The organism is Stenotrophomonas sp. KH_052, from assembly GCF_057838755.1.
The window spans coordinates 446,512-459,634 of sequence record NZ_CM174475.1 but is presented as its reverse complement, the minus strand read 5'-3'; the positions used below and the strand labels follow the sequence as shown (position 1 = coordinate 459,634).

13 protein-coding genes and 1 pseudogene are annotated in these 13,123 nt (G+C 63.1%); 6 read left to right on the top strand and 8 right to left on the bottom strand.

Annotated features, from left to right (window positions below):
- Positions 1-32 precede the first annotated feature (32 nt).
- Positions 33-692, bottom strand: coding sequence for a hypothetical protein (locus AC3ITW_RS02020; protein WP_489390024.1), 660 nt, complete (start codon positions 690-692; stop codon positions 33-35).
- 133 nt (positions 693-825) lie between these two features.
- Between AC3ITW_RS02020 and AC3ITW_RS02015 the strand changes: the two genes are divergently transcribed.
- Positions 826-1,506, top strand: coding sequence for a hypothetical protein (locus tag AC3ITW_RS02015; protein ID WP_489390023.1), 681 nt, complete (start codon positions 826-828; stop codon positions 1,504-1,506).
- A gap of 91 nt (positions 1,507-1,597) precedes the next feature.
- Here AC3ITW_RS02015 and AC3ITW_RS02010 read toward each other — a convergent pair whose 3' ends face one another.
- Both AC3ITW_RS02010 and AC3ITW_RS02005 read right to left on the bottom strand, forming a co-directional pair.
- Complete coding sequence (locus AC3ITW_RS02010) at positions 1,598-1,771, bottom strand: hypothetical protein (RefSeq protein ID WP_097048477.1); 174 nt, start codon at positions 1,769-1,771, stop codon at positions 1,598-1,600.
- Positions 1,772-1,780: 9 nt separating this feature from the next.
- A complete protein-coding gene (locus tag AC3ITW_RS02005) occupies positions 1,781-2,593 on the bottom strand; it encodes an alpha/beta fold hydrolase (RefSeq protein WP_489390022.1) in 813 nt (270 codons plus the stop codon).
- Positions 2,594-2,814: 221 nt separating this feature from the next.
- On the opposite strand from AC3ITW_RS02005, the gene AC3ITW_RS02000 reads away from it, so the two are divergent.
- The 3 genes from AC3ITW_RS02000 to AC3ITW_RS01990 all read left to right on the top strand — a co-directional run bounded on the left by AC3ITW_RS02000 (position 2,815) and on the right by AC3ITW_RS01990 (position 4,310).
- Positions 2,815-3,294 (top strand): nuclear transport factor 2 family protein, encoded by a 480-nt coding sequence (locus AC3ITW_RS02000; protein ID WP_489390021.1) that lies wholly within the window; start codon positions 2,815-2,817, stop codon positions 3,292-3,294.
- 75 nt (positions 3,295-3,369) lie between these two features.
- Entirely contained in the window at positions 3,370-3,762 is a 393-nt protein-coding gene (locus AC3ITW_RS01995) for an XVIPCD domain-containing protein (protein ID WP_489390020.1), read from the top strand.
- Positions 3,763-4,010: 248 nt separating this feature from the next.
- Positions 4,011-4,310 carry a hypothetical protein gene (locus AC3ITW_RS01990; RefSeq protein ID WP_489390019.1) on the top strand — a complete coding sequence of 100 codons (300 nt, stop codon included), beginning with the start codon at positions 4,011-4,013 and terminating at the stop codon, positions 4,308-4,310.
- A 191-nt stretch (positions 4,311-4,501) separates the two neighbouring features.
- Here the strand turns inward: AC3ITW_RS01990 and AC3ITW_RS01985 are convergent, their stop codons facing one another.
- The 3 genes from AC3ITW_RS01985 to AC3ITW_RS01975 all read right to left on the bottom strand — a co-directional run bounded on the left by AC3ITW_RS01985 (position 4,502) and on the right by AC3ITW_RS01975 (position 7,805).
- Positions 4,502-5,416, bottom strand: coding sequence for an HNH endonuclease (locus AC3ITW_RS01985; RefSeq protein ID WP_489390018.1), 915 nt, complete (start codon positions 5,414-5,416; stop codon positions 4,502-4,504).
- A gap of 151 nt (positions 5,417-5,567) precedes the next feature.
- Entirely contained in the window at positions 5,568-6,713 is a 1,146-nt protein-coding gene (locus AC3ITW_RS01980; RefSeq protein ID WP_489390017.1) for a YncE family protein, read from the bottom strand.
- 165 nt (positions 6,714-6,878) lie between these two features.
- Positions 6,879-7,805 (bottom strand): XVIPCD domain-containing protein, encoded by a 927-nt coding sequence (locus tag AC3ITW_RS01975; RefSeq protein ID WP_489390016.1) that lies wholly within the window; start codon positions 7,803-7,805, stop codon positions 6,879-6,881.
- Between the two features lie 171 nt (positions 7,806-7,976).
- Here AC3ITW_RS01975 and AC3ITW_RS01970 point away from each other — a divergent pair, with 171 nt between their 5' ends.
- The gene (locus AC3ITW_RS01970; protein WP_489390015.1) at positions 7,977-8,468 is read left to right on the top strand and encodes a hypothetical protein; all 492 of its coding nucleotides are present in this window, start codon (positions 7,977-7,979) and stop codon (positions 8,466-8,468) included.
- A gap of 114 nt (positions 8,469-8,582) precedes the next feature.
- Here the strand turns inward: AC3ITW_RS01970 and AC3ITW_RS01965 are convergent, their stop codons facing one another.
- Complete coding sequence (locus AC3ITW_RS01965; RefSeq protein WP_489390014.1) at positions 8,583-11,933, bottom strand: XVIPCD domain-containing protein; 3,351 nt, start codon at positions 11,931-11,933, stop codon at positions 8,583-8,585.
- Positions 11,934-11,967: 34 nt separating this feature from the next.
- Complete coding sequence (locus tag AC3ITW_RS01960; protein ID WP_489390013.1) at positions 11,968-12,612, bottom strand: DUF1629 domain-containing protein; 645 nt, start codon at positions 12,610-12,612, stop codon at positions 11,968-11,970.
- Positions 12,613-12,871: 259 nt separating this feature from the next.
- Here AC3ITW_RS01960 and AC3ITW_RS01955 point away from each other — a divergent pair.
- A pseudogene (locus tag AC3ITW_RS01955) lies at positions 12,872-13,069 on the top strand (hypothetical protein).
- Positions 13,070-13,123 lie beyond the last annotated feature (54 nt).

Here is a 13,123-nt window from a genome sequence, read left to right as displayed (position 1 = left end):
CGATTGCGGGCGCGCGGCCGGCCCCACACCCGCTATGGGCCGGGCGACTGCTCCTGACGTTCGCGCACGATCGCCCGCCACAACATGAATCCCGCAGCCATCGCAATCAGCATCAACGCGACCAGCACCAGGGCAAGATCATCGGGATTGCGCAGCAGCGGTGCATGCTCATGGGTGAGAATCTCGAACACCACCTGCTGTGCCTGTGCCAGCGGCAACCGGCCCTGCTCGCCCAGCTCCACCAGGCACGCCGCAGGAGACAGCGTCGCTACGCTGGTCCATGCCGTGTCGTACAGACGCAGCGCCCAACCGGCCAATGCCAGAATCGCGCCATGCAGTGCCATCATTCCCCAGTTGGCCACGCGCAGTCTCCCCGGCAGGCGCCCGAGCCGATAGAGACTGATCGACATCGCTCCCAGCATGGCCAGCGTCACGCCAGCCAGCGGAATCCAATGCAACGGCTGCCAAGGCTCAAGCGCCAGCGAACGGGCCATCAACTGCTCCGCCACCTGCATGCGTGCCACCGAATCCGGGCCGCCGCAGGTTTCATCCACCGGCTCCAGCAGAAGATCCACGCGGTAATGGAAGAAGCCGGCTGCCAGCGCCATCGACAGCAGCGCCACCACCTGCAGCACCATCAGGATCGGGCCGGGACCACAGATGCGACAGAAGCGGGTAGCAGCAGAGACCATCGGTTCATCCGTGACAACAAAGGACCATCCTAACCAAGCGCCCTGTGCTTGTCGGCTGGCGGATACGACAACCGGCACGCGGTCCCGGTAGGATGTGGATGAGCATGGATGGTCGTCTGTAGAGGTGTTGTGGATGGTCACGCTGTATCTGTGGGTGCGAACGTTGCTTCCGCTGTTGGCGTTCGTGATCGCGTGGATGCTGCTTTCGCGCCTGATCAAGGCCCGCGTGGCGCGCCTTCCACGGGTTCCCTTGAACCTGCCCGAGCACAGCAGCAGCCCGCGCAGGAAGGACCGGCGCATCTACGCGCGCAAGCTGTGGCGCAAGCCAGGTCTGCGTACCGCAACGCGCCCGGCCTCCGAGCCGCGCAGCTGGAACCTCGCAGCGGTGTTCGTTTCGCTCTTCACGTTGATCGCCACCGTGCTGGTCGTGCCGGATGGCGCGCGCTTCCAGGTCATGGTCGAGAGCATCACCGGCTACCCGGCTACGATTGCGGAAGTACATGTTCCCGCTGCCGGGCAACCCCTTGTGCTGCAGGCCTGGCAGCCAGCACTGGCGCAACTGTCGCGGCCGGTAACGATGCGCTACCCGATCGGACGCACCGGCGGCGAGCATGATGCGCACGCCACGCTAGCGGTACAGGTGAGGCATCAGGGGGATCGCCTGCAGGTGGCTACGGCCGTGCCGGTGGACCCCGAACGGTTGCGTGCGGAGCTTGCGCGCCTGGCTGGGGTGCCGACGGAGTCAATCAACGTCCGCCAGCGCGAGATCTCACCCTGGCTGGAACCCGGCTGGAAGCCGCTGGCCGACCTGTAGAGTCGAGCCCATGCTCGGCTGCTGTTGCAGTAGATCCACGCCATGCATGGATGGATGCAGAGCGGAGTCGAGCATGGCTCGACTCCACAGATCAGGATCCGCGTGGCAGCTTCGCCGCCCACATGTTGTCCACCAGATTCGGATAACGCCGCCCGTTCTCTTCCGCACGCTGCCGGGCTGCCTCCTTCTGCGCAGGCGACAACGGCTGCGACGTCTGGCCCTTGGGATTGGGCTTCTTCCACGGGGGCGTCTTCGGTTCACGCATGGCTGCAGCTTACTGCTTCAGGAAGTTCAACAGCGCCAGATTGAAGTGATCAGCATGACTGGTGTTGCAGCCATGCGGCGCGCCCTCAAGGATCACCACTTCGCTGCCCGGGATGGCTCGGTGCGTGCGCTGGCCAGAACCTTCAAACGGCACGATGGCATCGCTGTCACCGTGCAGGATCAAGGTCGGCACCGTGATCTTCTTCAGGTCTTCGCGGAAGTCGGTTGTAGCAAACGCCTTCATGCACCCCAGCGCCGCCGTCTGGTCGGATTGATGGCACAGCGCGATCGCCGCCTGACGCGTCTCTTCGGTCACCATCAACTGGCCATGGGCGCTGAAGAAATCGCGGGTGAAGCCATCGAAGAACGCCTCACGATCCTTCTCAAGACCGCTGCGCATTTCATCGGCCTTTTCCTGGGTGAGCGGGCCATGTGGGTTGTCATCACTGCGCAGCAGATACGGCGGCACGGCAGCAGCAAACACCACGCTGTGCAGGCGCTCCTGACCGTGGTTGGCCACATAGCGCGCCACCTCACCGCCGCCCATCGAGAAGCCGACCAGGGTGACGTCGCGCAGGTCACGCTCCTCGATCACCCCGGCCAGGTCCGCTGCCAGCGTGTCGTAGTCGTAGCCCTCGGCCGGCTTGTCGGAACGGCCAAAGCCACGGCGGTCGTAGCTGATCACCCGATATTGGGCATCGCGCAGGATCGACACCTGCGTCTTCCAGGCATCGGCGGACAACGGCCAGCCGTGGATCAGAATGACCGGGCGGCCGTCGCCACTGTTGTCTTCAACGTGCAGGCGGATGCGGGAAGCAGGCATGGGGGCTCCTGTGGAAGGGAAGACTTTCAGGCTATTGGCCACCGCCTATCGCGACCGTGATGGAATCGCCGGTCGCCATGACATCGCCTGCACAGGTGACGCCGCCTCGGCCGGGCCGCCAATGCGGGCATTCGCTCCGTGGAAGGGCCGTTTCGTCGGAAGCCGGCTGCGGCGGCCCAAACGCCGTGCGAGCCTGCGTGAACCACCCTTGGAGCCTCTCCATGTTGCTGCTTACCTTGCCCCTGCTGGCTGCCGGCCTCGTCGCCACAGCGCCGTCCACCGATGACCTGCGCGAACAGATCCGCCAGGCCGACACCCAGCTCTTTGCTGTGGCCTTCGAGGCCTGCGATGCCGACAGGGCCGCCGCGATGACCACCGAAGACATGGAGTTCTTCCATGACAAGGACGGCAAGTCTGCCAGCAGCCGCGAGGACTTCCGCCGCAGCGTGGGCAACATGTGCAGCAATGCGCGCAAGGGCGGCTGGAGCCTGCGCCGTGAGCTGGTGGAACCTTCGCTGCAGGTGTTCCCGCTGCATGACGAACGGGCGCTGGAGATCGGCGACCACCGCTTCCATGAACGCGGCAAGGACGGCGTGGAGCGCTGGGTAGGGCAGGCCCGTTTCATCCAGATCTGGCGCCGCGTTGATGGGCGTTGGCTGGCCGAGCGGGTGATCAGCTACGACCATCGCCCGGCGGACTGACCCCTCGGGCGCGCTTCACGGGCCGTATCTATACTGGCGGGGCCCACCACGACCCACCGCTACCGTTCGATCGCCATGGCAGAGATCACCCCCAACCATCCCGAGTACGGCCTCAACCAGCAGATCCGCCACGGCGTGGCCGCACTGGACGCCCAGCATGGTCGCCCATTCGATCAGACCAGTGAGCGACTGACTGCCAGCCTGACCGTGCTCGCCCGCGAGCAGGGCCTGCAGCAGGTCGACCATGTGCTGGTCAGCAACGCCACGGGCAATCATCCGGCTGGGCACAACGTCTTCGTGGTGCAGGGCGACCCGGCCAATCCAGCGCACCTGCGCGCGATGATGCCGACGGCTTTGGCGGCGCAGACGCCGGTGGAACAGTCGATGCAGAAGCTGGGGCTGGGTGTACAGCGGCCGGCCGAGGCGCAGGCGCAGGAGATGCAGAATCCCGCGCCGCGGATGGGGTAAGCACTGCGGCGTCAAGAAGGGGCAGAGCATTGCGCCCTGTCCCTTCGCTTTCAGACTGCGAACCGTCCTTACAGCTGAATCCGCGCCACGCTTCCGTCAGCGTCCTTGTCATCCTTCTCGCCGCTCTTGATGCTCGCGGGCGGCATGGGGATGGTCTGTAAGTGTGGCAACCACAGGGGCACCCAATTGAATGCAATCGATTCAGCCCTCATCCTTCACTGGCACACACCAAGTGAAGATACATATCAATGTACTGGATTGATTTTGAGCAACCCACCGGTAAGAGCTTTCCAAAGCAGCTTCTAACTCTTGGCGTATCTAAGAATGACCGAACCGTCTTTCTACCCGCGTTGCTGGCAGGAACCGAACAAGATGTGATGAGGTGTGCAAAATATCGACCCACTGTAGTGGCGATGATGGATGGTCACCCGTACATTTCAGCGACGTGGATGGCTGAGGAGTTCCCGGAGATCCGGGACAGGTGTGACTTCCTTGTTGACGTGGTACGACGGGAATCCGAACGTCTCCGCCTGTTCGACCAAGACTGATGCCAGGATGCCAGTAGGGAGAGTGTCCGGCTACAAAGGCAGCCGGACACTCATCGTAGAAGACGAAGACTGCTAGGACTAGCAGCCCTCTCCCGAAGGCTGCTGTGGCCGCACTCGATGCGCGTGAGCTGTCGAAGGTGCCCCTCTGGAGTGCCCGCTTGGAGCACCAAGGTCCTCCGGCAGCTTAACTTCTACTTCAGTACCAGTCGCTCCCGGTGATAGGTAAGGTACTGAATCTGCTCCGAGCTAAAGGGCTTAGGCGGAAGTTTCTGCTCTAATCGCCACTCCGCCCGAATGGAGTCAGGCAGTGCCGGGCTGAGGATTAGCGTTCCGTCATCTGCAAACGAGATGAGCTTCCGATCGAACAATCGATCAATGTGCGGCGCCAGCATGAGTCCGTTATTGCCATCCAACCGCTGATGGTTCTCGCTTTCGACCCAAGGCTTGATATGGCTGGCGACAAGGAACTTTGGATCTGTCGTGCCTGTGATGCGGCAAGCGGGCTCCACCTCACATACTTTCATGCGAAAGACACCCTGACCGACGCGAGCCTTGATCAGCTGCTGTCTTTCGGTCGACGTGAGGGTCCCGTCCTCCTCAATTCTCTTTACTGCGCTAGACGTTGACACTTCTTCTTGCCACCCACGAACATCTTCCCTATCGATATTCAGTAGCGAAAGAAGAACGTTCGCCATCCCCTCTGGCACAGGACACAGGTAGGCGATGTTCGCCCTACCGCTCATGCCGATGGGCGAGTGCGTGTATGGCAAATAGTCTTCGAACTTCTCCATGTGCTTACGCACTTCAAGCGGCTCATCAATCAAACGGTACTGGACCGGTACCATCCAGCCATCATCACTCCAACTATGCTCATTGCCCTTGAAGCTCTCAGGACACTTCAGTTCGCCATGCGGACCACTCACCAACGCGACAGCGCCAATCTTCTGTTTGGCAAAGGCGAACACCACGTCACCCGGCTTCACCTGGGTCATATGGTCATAGAAGGGACTACGCCTGCCATCCGACTTTCTTTTTGGCGACCACAATAGTCCACCCTTAGCTGAGGCGCCGAACGTGCTGTTCTGGTTAACCCACCAGTACGCCATGCCAATTCCCCTGACTCGTCCAATTGACGCGGCCTATTGGCCTCGAGACGGGAATAGTACATTTCGGTGTCGCAATCGGCACGCTTTCGCCAGATGCAAAGAAGGCAGGGCAATGCCCTGCCTTCGGTCTACCCGGCTTTAGGCAACTCCCTTACAGCTGGATGCGCGCCACGCTCTCGTCAGCACCCTTGTCATCCTTCTCGCCGTTCTTGATGCTCACGAACAACACGTTGTTCTTCGCATCCAGCGCCAGGCTGTTCGGGTGAGTCGGCACGGTGTACGTGGCCACCTTCTGGTAGCTGTCACTGTTGTAGGCCGTCACCGTGCCCGCTTCGCGGTTGGTCACGTACAGGCGCTTGCGCGGTGCATCCAGCAGGATGCCCAGCGGGCCGGCGTCGGTCGGGATGCTGGCCAGTTCCTTGCCGGTGCTGCGGTCGAGCACCAGCACGCGCTGACCCGGGTGCTTGCTGACCAGGCCGCTGCTCTTGGCCTGGTAGCCACGCAGGAATTCCGAGCCCTGGTCGGTCACGAACAGGCGCTTGCCGGCTGGGTCCAGCGCGATGTTCATCGGCTGCTCGGCGGCGATCTTGTGCTGCGCTACCACCTTGTTCGAATCGGTGCCCACCACCACCAGATCGGCCAGCAGGTTGCTGGTGTAGACGCGCTTGTTGGCCGCATCCAGTGCCAGGCCCGGCGCCTTGGCATTGCCCAGGCCGTCGATGGTGTTGATCACCTTCAGCGTGGTGGTATCGATCACGAACAGCACGCTGCTCACGTCCGGCTGGCTGCTGTGGCCGGTCACGTACAGGCGGTTGGCCGCGCTGTCGACCACCAGCTCGCGCAGGTCGTGGGTGTAGGCGGCCTTGCCGTCCTTGCCGGTCTTCTTCTCCATCAGCTGGATGGTGCCGACGGCCTTGTTCTGCGCGGTGTCGACCACCGTCACCGACAGGTCCACGGTATTGCCCACGTACAGGCGGTTGTGGGCGTCATCCAGCACCACGCCGAACGCCTTGCGCTCGAGCGGAATGCGGGTTTCCACGGCCAGCGTAGTCGGGTTCAAGCGCAGCACCTGGGCCGGGCCGGCGTCATCGCCGAAGCCGCCAGAGGAGGCCACGAACACGGCGTTCTGCTTCGGGCTGTAGGCCAGCTCGTACAGACCCTTGGCCACGGCCTGGCGCTGCACCGCGGTGGTGGCGCTGGCGGCGGGTGCGTTGTCGGCGAACGCGGAGGGCACGCCGAGGCTGAGCGAAACGGCAACGGCCAGGGCGGCCGAGCGGAAGAGAGTACTACGGAACATGCGAGCGTCCTTGAATGGGCACGGGAGGGTGTCCTGGCTCGCTGGGCCGTTCTACGACGGCCCGACCTGCATCTGTCTGCGCGGGGTGGGCTGGCTGGGTAGCGGGGGAATGGTAGCAGGTGGGGGGCGTGGCGTGCGTCTGCGCGCGTATGGCAGGCGCGCGGATTACTGCTCTTTCAAGCGCAGCGAATCGGCCACATCGGTCTTGGCCGCCACCTCGGTGGCGATGCTGGCGCGGCGGTGCCCCGGGTCGTTGCGATCGCCCTGCACGATGAAGATGCTCTCGGCGGCATGGCTGCTTCTGGTCGGCTGGCTGAGCAGCACGTGGTCCACCCGCGAAAGATTGTTCTGCTTGGCCAGCACCAGCAGGCTGGCGCTGATGCGCTGGCTGGCCGCATCGAACGGGCGGCCATGCGCGGCGTCCAGCTCGGCTACTTTCTGAATCAGCTGCGCGAACAGGCGATGGTCCGGATGCGAAGGGTCCAGCAGCGTGCCGGCCACCTCAATCGGCGTCGGCGGCGGCTCATCGCTGGCACGGTCGCCCTGGCGATGGTGCTCGGCCTCGCGCTCGGGCATCGCGTGGTGGGTTTCGGCATTCAGATCGCTGCCCGGGAACGGCGCGGCAATGCACTGGATTTCCGGCAGATTGAACAGCACCGCGAACTCGCCCAGGTTGCTGCCGCCGTCCAGCGGCGCCGGCAGCGGATGCAGGCCGGCGTAGTGCAGCGCCGCCCAGACGAAGTCGCTGCAACGGTTGATGGTGGCCGGGCGATCCACATCGAATTCGAACTCGGCCGGTTCCTCGGCGAAATCACGCAGGCAGCCGTAATGCTCCTCGGTGATTTCCAGGGTGCGGCTGTAATACGGGTCCAGATGCTCGTCGGCATCGTCGTGGCGCACCTGCGCGTACTGCACGCCGGTGGGGGCTTCGCCCGGTGCGTGGCGCGGTGGTGCGAAGCCGTAGCTGTGGGCCTCGTCGCCTGCCGCCACCTGCAGGTACATGTGGCCGCGCGGCGAGATGCCCCCGCTCTTCAGTGGGGTGCCGGGGGCGGCCAGGTACAGCGTTGCCGTGTAGCGTGTTTCCTGCTCCATGCCTGTTCAGCCTTGATGGGTGCTGCGGTCCTGGCTGGATAATGGCATAGGTAGGATGGGGGCAGGTGGAGGACAGCCGGATGCTGGTACCGGCTTGCTGAATGTGTGAGCCAGATGGCAGTACAAGAATTGGGTCGCGGGTAATTCATCAAGGACAACCAAGGGAAACACATGCCAAGTACTTTCTATCCAGATGCAACGTCAGAAGCCGAGATGCAGAACGCGGTCATGGTCAGCCTTGCTCGCCTGCAAGGCGGTGGGCCATCACCTGCAGAGTATGAGTACGTATTCCGGCGCAACGGCGAGCGCGTTGGGGTCGCCGGGGTGAGCGGAGGGTTGGATTGGTACATCAGAGAAGAGGGGCATTGGGAGGACATTCATTCACTCGACTTCACATATCCGCAGTCATTGAGATGCTTGCTCGAAGAGAAGTCAGCCCTGGGCAGCACCGAGGACGATTTTTCCTTTCTGCGTAGGATCGTTCATGCTCTGCTGTCAGCCGCAGGCTCCGGCGTCCGGCCAGGGCACCATGTTCGCTATGTCGCCTTGACCACGCAGGATGCCTTGGCTGGCGCTGGCGTGCCGGCGAATGCGCATCACGTACTGGATTCCCTGGAAGGCTATCTGCTGCTCGCAGTTCTGCAGATTCCGCCAAGGGATTAAGTGACCAGCAGCACGACAAGCACGACCTGAAGTTACTGAGGGACAGGGGATAAGTGTCGTCCTTGGTGATTCACAACAGCCATACTTCTGAACCTGTTCGCCCCTGACCAGTGATCAGCCCGCGCTGGCCGCACGAATCTGTATGTCGTGCTGCACCCGCTGATCTTCCAGCTGCTGATCCAGCTGATTGGCAAGCGCGCGCTGATGCGCTTCGCGGCTGACAGAGTCGAACTGCTGCAGTGATTCCTCCACCGATGTCTGCGCCGCCAGCTCGGTCGGCATCGCAGCGCGCTGATGCGCCGGATTGCTCGGTTCGCCCTGCACCACGAACAGCGTGTGCCCGACCGGATGTTCACTCGTAGCGTTGCTCACCAGCACATGGTCCACCCGTTCCAGGTCGTTGTCCTTGGCCAGTACCAGAAGGCTGGCTGTCATGCGTTCGCTGACTTCATCGAAGCTGCGGCCGTGCTTGGCGTCCAGCGCTTCCACGCCCTCACGGATCTGCTGATACAGCGCGTGATCGGGGTGGCCGGGCTGCGTGGGGTCCTGCAGCGCCCGGTTCGGGCCCGATGCCTCATCCGGTGCCGGCGCGGGCGCGGCCGGCTCAGGGCTTGGCGCTATCGTGGGCCCGGCAGGAACAGTGACAGCCGCAGTGACGGGCTGAAGGTCATCCAATGGAGCCGGTTCGGGCTCTGGCACGTGTTGTGCCGCTTCCTGCTCCAAAGGCCATGGATCACGCGCGGGCTCAGCAGGCAACGGCTCCTTGAAGGGTACCGGCTCAACGTCCTGTACCGCCACGTCCAGCTGTGGAGTGGGAGCAACCTCGGGCGCAGCCATTTGCTCCAGCTCCGGTGCCTGCTCCGTGCGCTGCGTGGGCACAGTCTGCGTTGCCGCTGCCAGAGGCGCGGCAGCGTGTGGCGTCGCGCGCTCAGGTGCGGCCGGGTGCGCCTGCATAGGCCCGGTGGGTTCCGGCGTCTGTGAGGCGGTACGGTTTTCGGTGGGCGCCTCGCTGTTTGAATGGGGCTGAGGTTGAGGCTCCGCCTCACGCCGAGGCGGATCGCGCTGCTCGGCGTTCCGCTGAAACTCGGGCTTGTCCTGTGGGACGGGCGTAGGCGGTTGCGGGACCGCTACCGCTGGCGGCGCCGCCGCAGCCGCTGCAGGCGCGATGGGCTGCGCAGTGGCCGGCTCTTCCGGCCGCACTTCCACGCTCACGTTCTGCTCAGATGGCTTGTCGCCATGTGCCACCTGCGCGGCCGCTCGTGCAGCCTGTCCTGCATCCACCTGCGCAGCACCCAGCCGATTTGCCTCCTGCATTGCCTGCCGGTACGCCTCCTGCTCACCCGCCGACAGCGCTGCAATGCGTAGCTCGGGCGAGTCGGGCAACGGCGCTTGCTCATTGGCACGCGTCCGCACCTCATTCCATGCGGCCTGCAGCTCCAGCGTGCCGGTGGTCGCGACGGCACGCGCAACGCCATCCTCGCCTACCTGGTAATGGGTGATGGGCCGAGAGGCGCCCGCATTGCCCTCGGCTACAGGCCCCAGTTCCTGCAGCGTAGGACCCGAAATGCCGTGCTGCTCGCGCGTGCGTGCCGTGGCCAGCGCAATCGCTTGCTCCCATGCCGGTGACAGCGCAATGCCCGCAGCGTAGTAGCTGTGGCGCAGCTCGTTCTGGTTTACTTCCGCCGCAGACGGCAATGGCCGCGCGTCCAATGCGGCAATGGTCTGGTTGAACTGATCGAGCGACGGCTGCTGGATGGTGCGGGTCAGCTCCAACTCCAGCGCCATGTTCCCCTGCGCGATCTGGCCAGCGTGGTGCCATTGCCCTTCTTCATCGCGCTGGTAAAGCTGGTTGTCCGAGCCCTGGATGGCGTCGGGCCTGGCACGGGCCTGCTCCACCGCCTCCGGCACCAGCGGCACGAAGTCGCTGGCACGGGTAGCGGCGTAGGTCTCCAGATAGCTGGCGGCAATCGCGGCCTTGCCGTTGGCGATGTTGTTCTCGATGCGCTGCACCGCCTCACGATTCAACTCGTTTGCGCGCTCGGGGCTGGCGGTCTGCGTCTCGTACACACCCCGGTCGTTGGCGCCGGACACGCCAATCTTGACCTGTCGCGTCCACTGTTCGGTCTGCGCATCGCGGTGCCAGTTGGGATTGTCCAGACGGCCCTCGCCGTCCTTCGCCGGGATGCTGAAAGGATCCTGCGGCGGCGGCGCCTTGCCCAGCGCCAGCTCTACCGCTTTTACATGGGCATATGCGCCCAGCTCGCGGGCCTTCTCGTAACTGGCTCCCACACTGTGCTCAGCCGGATTGCCCAGGCCGTCGCCCGCGCTGTCCATGACCGCCTGGCGCTGCCAGTTCAGGCCATTGAACTGCCACGTGACATCGGCCTTGTCGGTCTGCCGGTAGACGGCGCGGTTGTCGAGCAGATCGGCGCCTTTGTCAAACGCCTTGCTCATCAGCAGCGCATCGCCCGCGACGATGGCCGCAGGGACGAAGCTGGACGTGCCGATCACCGACGCGGTGGCCATGCCACCGATCCAGCCACCGCCATTGCGCGCCAAGGCATGGGTGAGTTCAGACTGAGCAGCGGTGCCGTTGCCTTCTTCCAGCAGCTGCGAAGTGCGGCGGGCGGTGATGACGGCGTCGGCGCCGGAGGCGAGCAGGCCGCCTGATCGGGTCAGTTGGCTGGTGGAGGCTTCGCCTAGGAGGAGGTCGAACGTAACACCACCCTGGTGTGAACGCGGACTACGAATGCGATGGGCAGCCTCCTCACCGAGCACGCGCTCCACCGTGAGAATGCTCGATTCGGACATGAGAATCCGACCATCTTGGTGAGCCTTGGATATCGCTATCGACAATCCGCTCTTTTGCAGCTCAACGTCGCTTCCCTTCGTCAGCTTGCCTCCCGTCTGCTCGGTGTAATCCAGCAAAGCCAGAACGCGACCCTCTGTTTTAGTTACCAACAGATGATTCCGCTCAATGGGACCAAGCCCCGCGAGCCCTTCGATCTGTGAAGCGTGCATCTGTGGGTAATGGTCACTGGCACCAAAGAAGGCCCGAGTCCTGGGACGAATCGCGTCAGCGTCCATGCCAAGAGGTGCGTTCGTGTAGAGGTCGCCATTGACGAGGCCGATCGTCATGGTGTCACGAAGACTATTGACCCTCGCCGCCACCCGCTGCAGCGCAGCCGGATCACCGCGAAGCGCAGCCTGACCGTCGGCGGAAGCTTCGATCTGATTCAGGTGCAGGCTGATGCCCAGCTGATAGTCCTTAAGTGGGCCCCCTCCATGCGGAGAAACCCCCATGGCTGCAGCGAGCTTCTTGTCCGCAGGCATGTAAAGGAGATTTTCGAAGGTGTCCTTCTCTACCAGCTCGGCCTCTACCAAAGCCTGTAGAAACTCGCTGCTTTCAAACGTTTGTTGCTCAAGTACATGATGCTTCTGAAGAACCGGGCCTTTACGTGGCATGGCGCGACCTCATCCTTGAACTCAATCAGCTGGATCAGATATCTGCAGCATCGGTGAACCACAGCCCTCGCGATTCACCAGGCCCACCGATGCCGGCATCCCAAACAGCATCCCGCAACTCCCTACTGCAGAAAACAAGGCCTCCCGAGTAAGGCGTTCGGAATACCTTCGCTTGACCGACGACATCCTTCCGAAACGCCAGACTGGCTCCACCCTTGAGATCGTAAAACTTCCCTCCTGGATAGCCTTCATCAGTGATGATCCGAAACTGCGAGGCGCCTTCATCCACTGCATCGAGTTCACGTGTCACATCGCACAGGAAGTAGCGCGGGCCTTCGGATCCATCGGCAAGGCGGTAGTCGCACTCTACAAATTCGAAGCCAGCCGGATCTACAGAGACAAGAGCGTCGCGCAATCGTTCGGAGACCATCCAGTAGCCGCTCATGCCACCCTCCAGATCCTCTGGGAGGCTCCCCTTCTTTGCCGAGTAGACCAGCGACGGCTTCTCCGCCATAGGCGGAAAACTCCCTTTTTCGGGTCGCAGGATCAGGCGCGGCGGTGTGCGCAGCTGCTTCACGTTCTCGAATACAACCCCGTGCCCCCTTCCTCCGCGCGTGGTATCAGGCATCAGGAGGAAGAATTCGCCCGGCACAGGATGGTTCGGCTTCGACGGTTCCATGCTTTTTCATCTCTTCCAGAGGCATGCGTTCTAGCGTAGAGGCATAATCGGGTTCCGGGAAGGCATTGGCTGTCAGTTATGTGAAGGCCTGCAAACTACCAGTGCAGCGACGGTAGCACCTACGCCCCGTGGGATCAGAGGTCAGCCAGCTAGCAGATAGCCCTCGACAAGGGTCATACTTGACCGGCAATCGCTTCCACAGTCTTTAGTACGTCCATGAATTTTCTGCGGGCATGGGCGGCCAAACTCAGCTTCTCCTCTGGAGGAGGACTATGGCCAAGATCGCCCCGTCTGGTTGGGAGGCTTCGACAAGGAGCACTTCCACCTGTTCGCCATCGACCATCCCGATGCCGGCATGGACGAGTAACTGCTGGGCTACGACTCGGACCCTCCACAGCGCGAGGCGGCACCGGCGTTCGGCAGCGACTACGTCCTGGGGCGCGACGATGCGCCTTGACCACGGTCAGGCGTGCTGATGTGAGCCGTGCAACACTTCGGCATGCCGCAACTG

Coding starts and splice junctions, on each gene's coding strand:
- AC3ITW_RS02020 (WP_489390024.1), bottom strand. CDS start 692: ATGGTCTCTGCTGCTACCCGCTTCTGTCGCATCTGTGGTCCCGGCCCG.
- AC3ITW_RS02015 (WP_489390023.1), top strand. CDS start 826: ATGGTCACGCTGTATCTGTGGGTGCGAACGTTGCTTCCGCTGTTGGCG.
- AC3ITW_RS02010 (WP_097048477.1), bottom strand. CDS start 1,771: ATGCGTGAACCGAAGACGCCCCCGTGGAAGAAGCCCAATCCCAAGGGC.
- AC3ITW_RS02005 (WP_489390022.1), bottom strand. CDS start 2,593: ATGCCTGCTTCCCGCATCCGCCTGCACGTTGAAGACAACAGTGGCGAC.
- AC3ITW_RS02000 (WP_489390021.1), top strand. CDS start 2,815: ATGTTGCTGCTTACCTTGCCCCTGCTGGCTGCCGGCCTCGTCGCCACA.
- AC3ITW_RS01995 (WP_489390020.1), top strand. CDS start 3,370: ATGGCAGAGATCACCCCCAACCATCCCGAGTACGGCCTCAACCAGCAG.
- AC3ITW_RS01990 (WP_489390019.1), top strand. CDS start 4,011: ATGTACTGGATTGATTTTGAGCAACCCACCGGTAAGAGCTTTCCAAAG.
- AC3ITW_RS01985 (WP_489390018.1), bottom strand. CDS start 5,416: ATGGCGTACTGGTGGGTTAACCAGAACAGCACGTTCGGCGCCTCAGCT.
- AC3ITW_RS01980 (WP_489390017.1), bottom strand. CDS start 6,713: ATGTTCCGTAGTACTCTCTTCCGCTCGGCCGCCCTGGCCGTTGCCGTT.
- AC3ITW_RS01975 (WP_489390016.1), bottom strand. CDS start 7,805: ATGGAGCAGGAAACACGCTACACGGCAACGCTGTACCTGGCCGCCCCC.
- AC3ITW_RS01970 (WP_489390015.1), top strand. CDS start 7,977: ATGCCAAGTACTTTCTATCCAGATGCAACGTCAGAAGCCGAGATGCAG.
- AC3ITW_RS01965 (WP_489390014.1), bottom strand. CDS start 11,933: ATGCCACGTAAAGGCCCGGTTCTTCAGAAGCATCATGTACTTGAGCAA.
- AC3ITW_RS01960 (WP_489390013.1), bottom strand. CDS start 12,612: ATGGAACCGTCGAAGCCGAACCATCCTGTGCCGGGCGAATTCTTCCTC.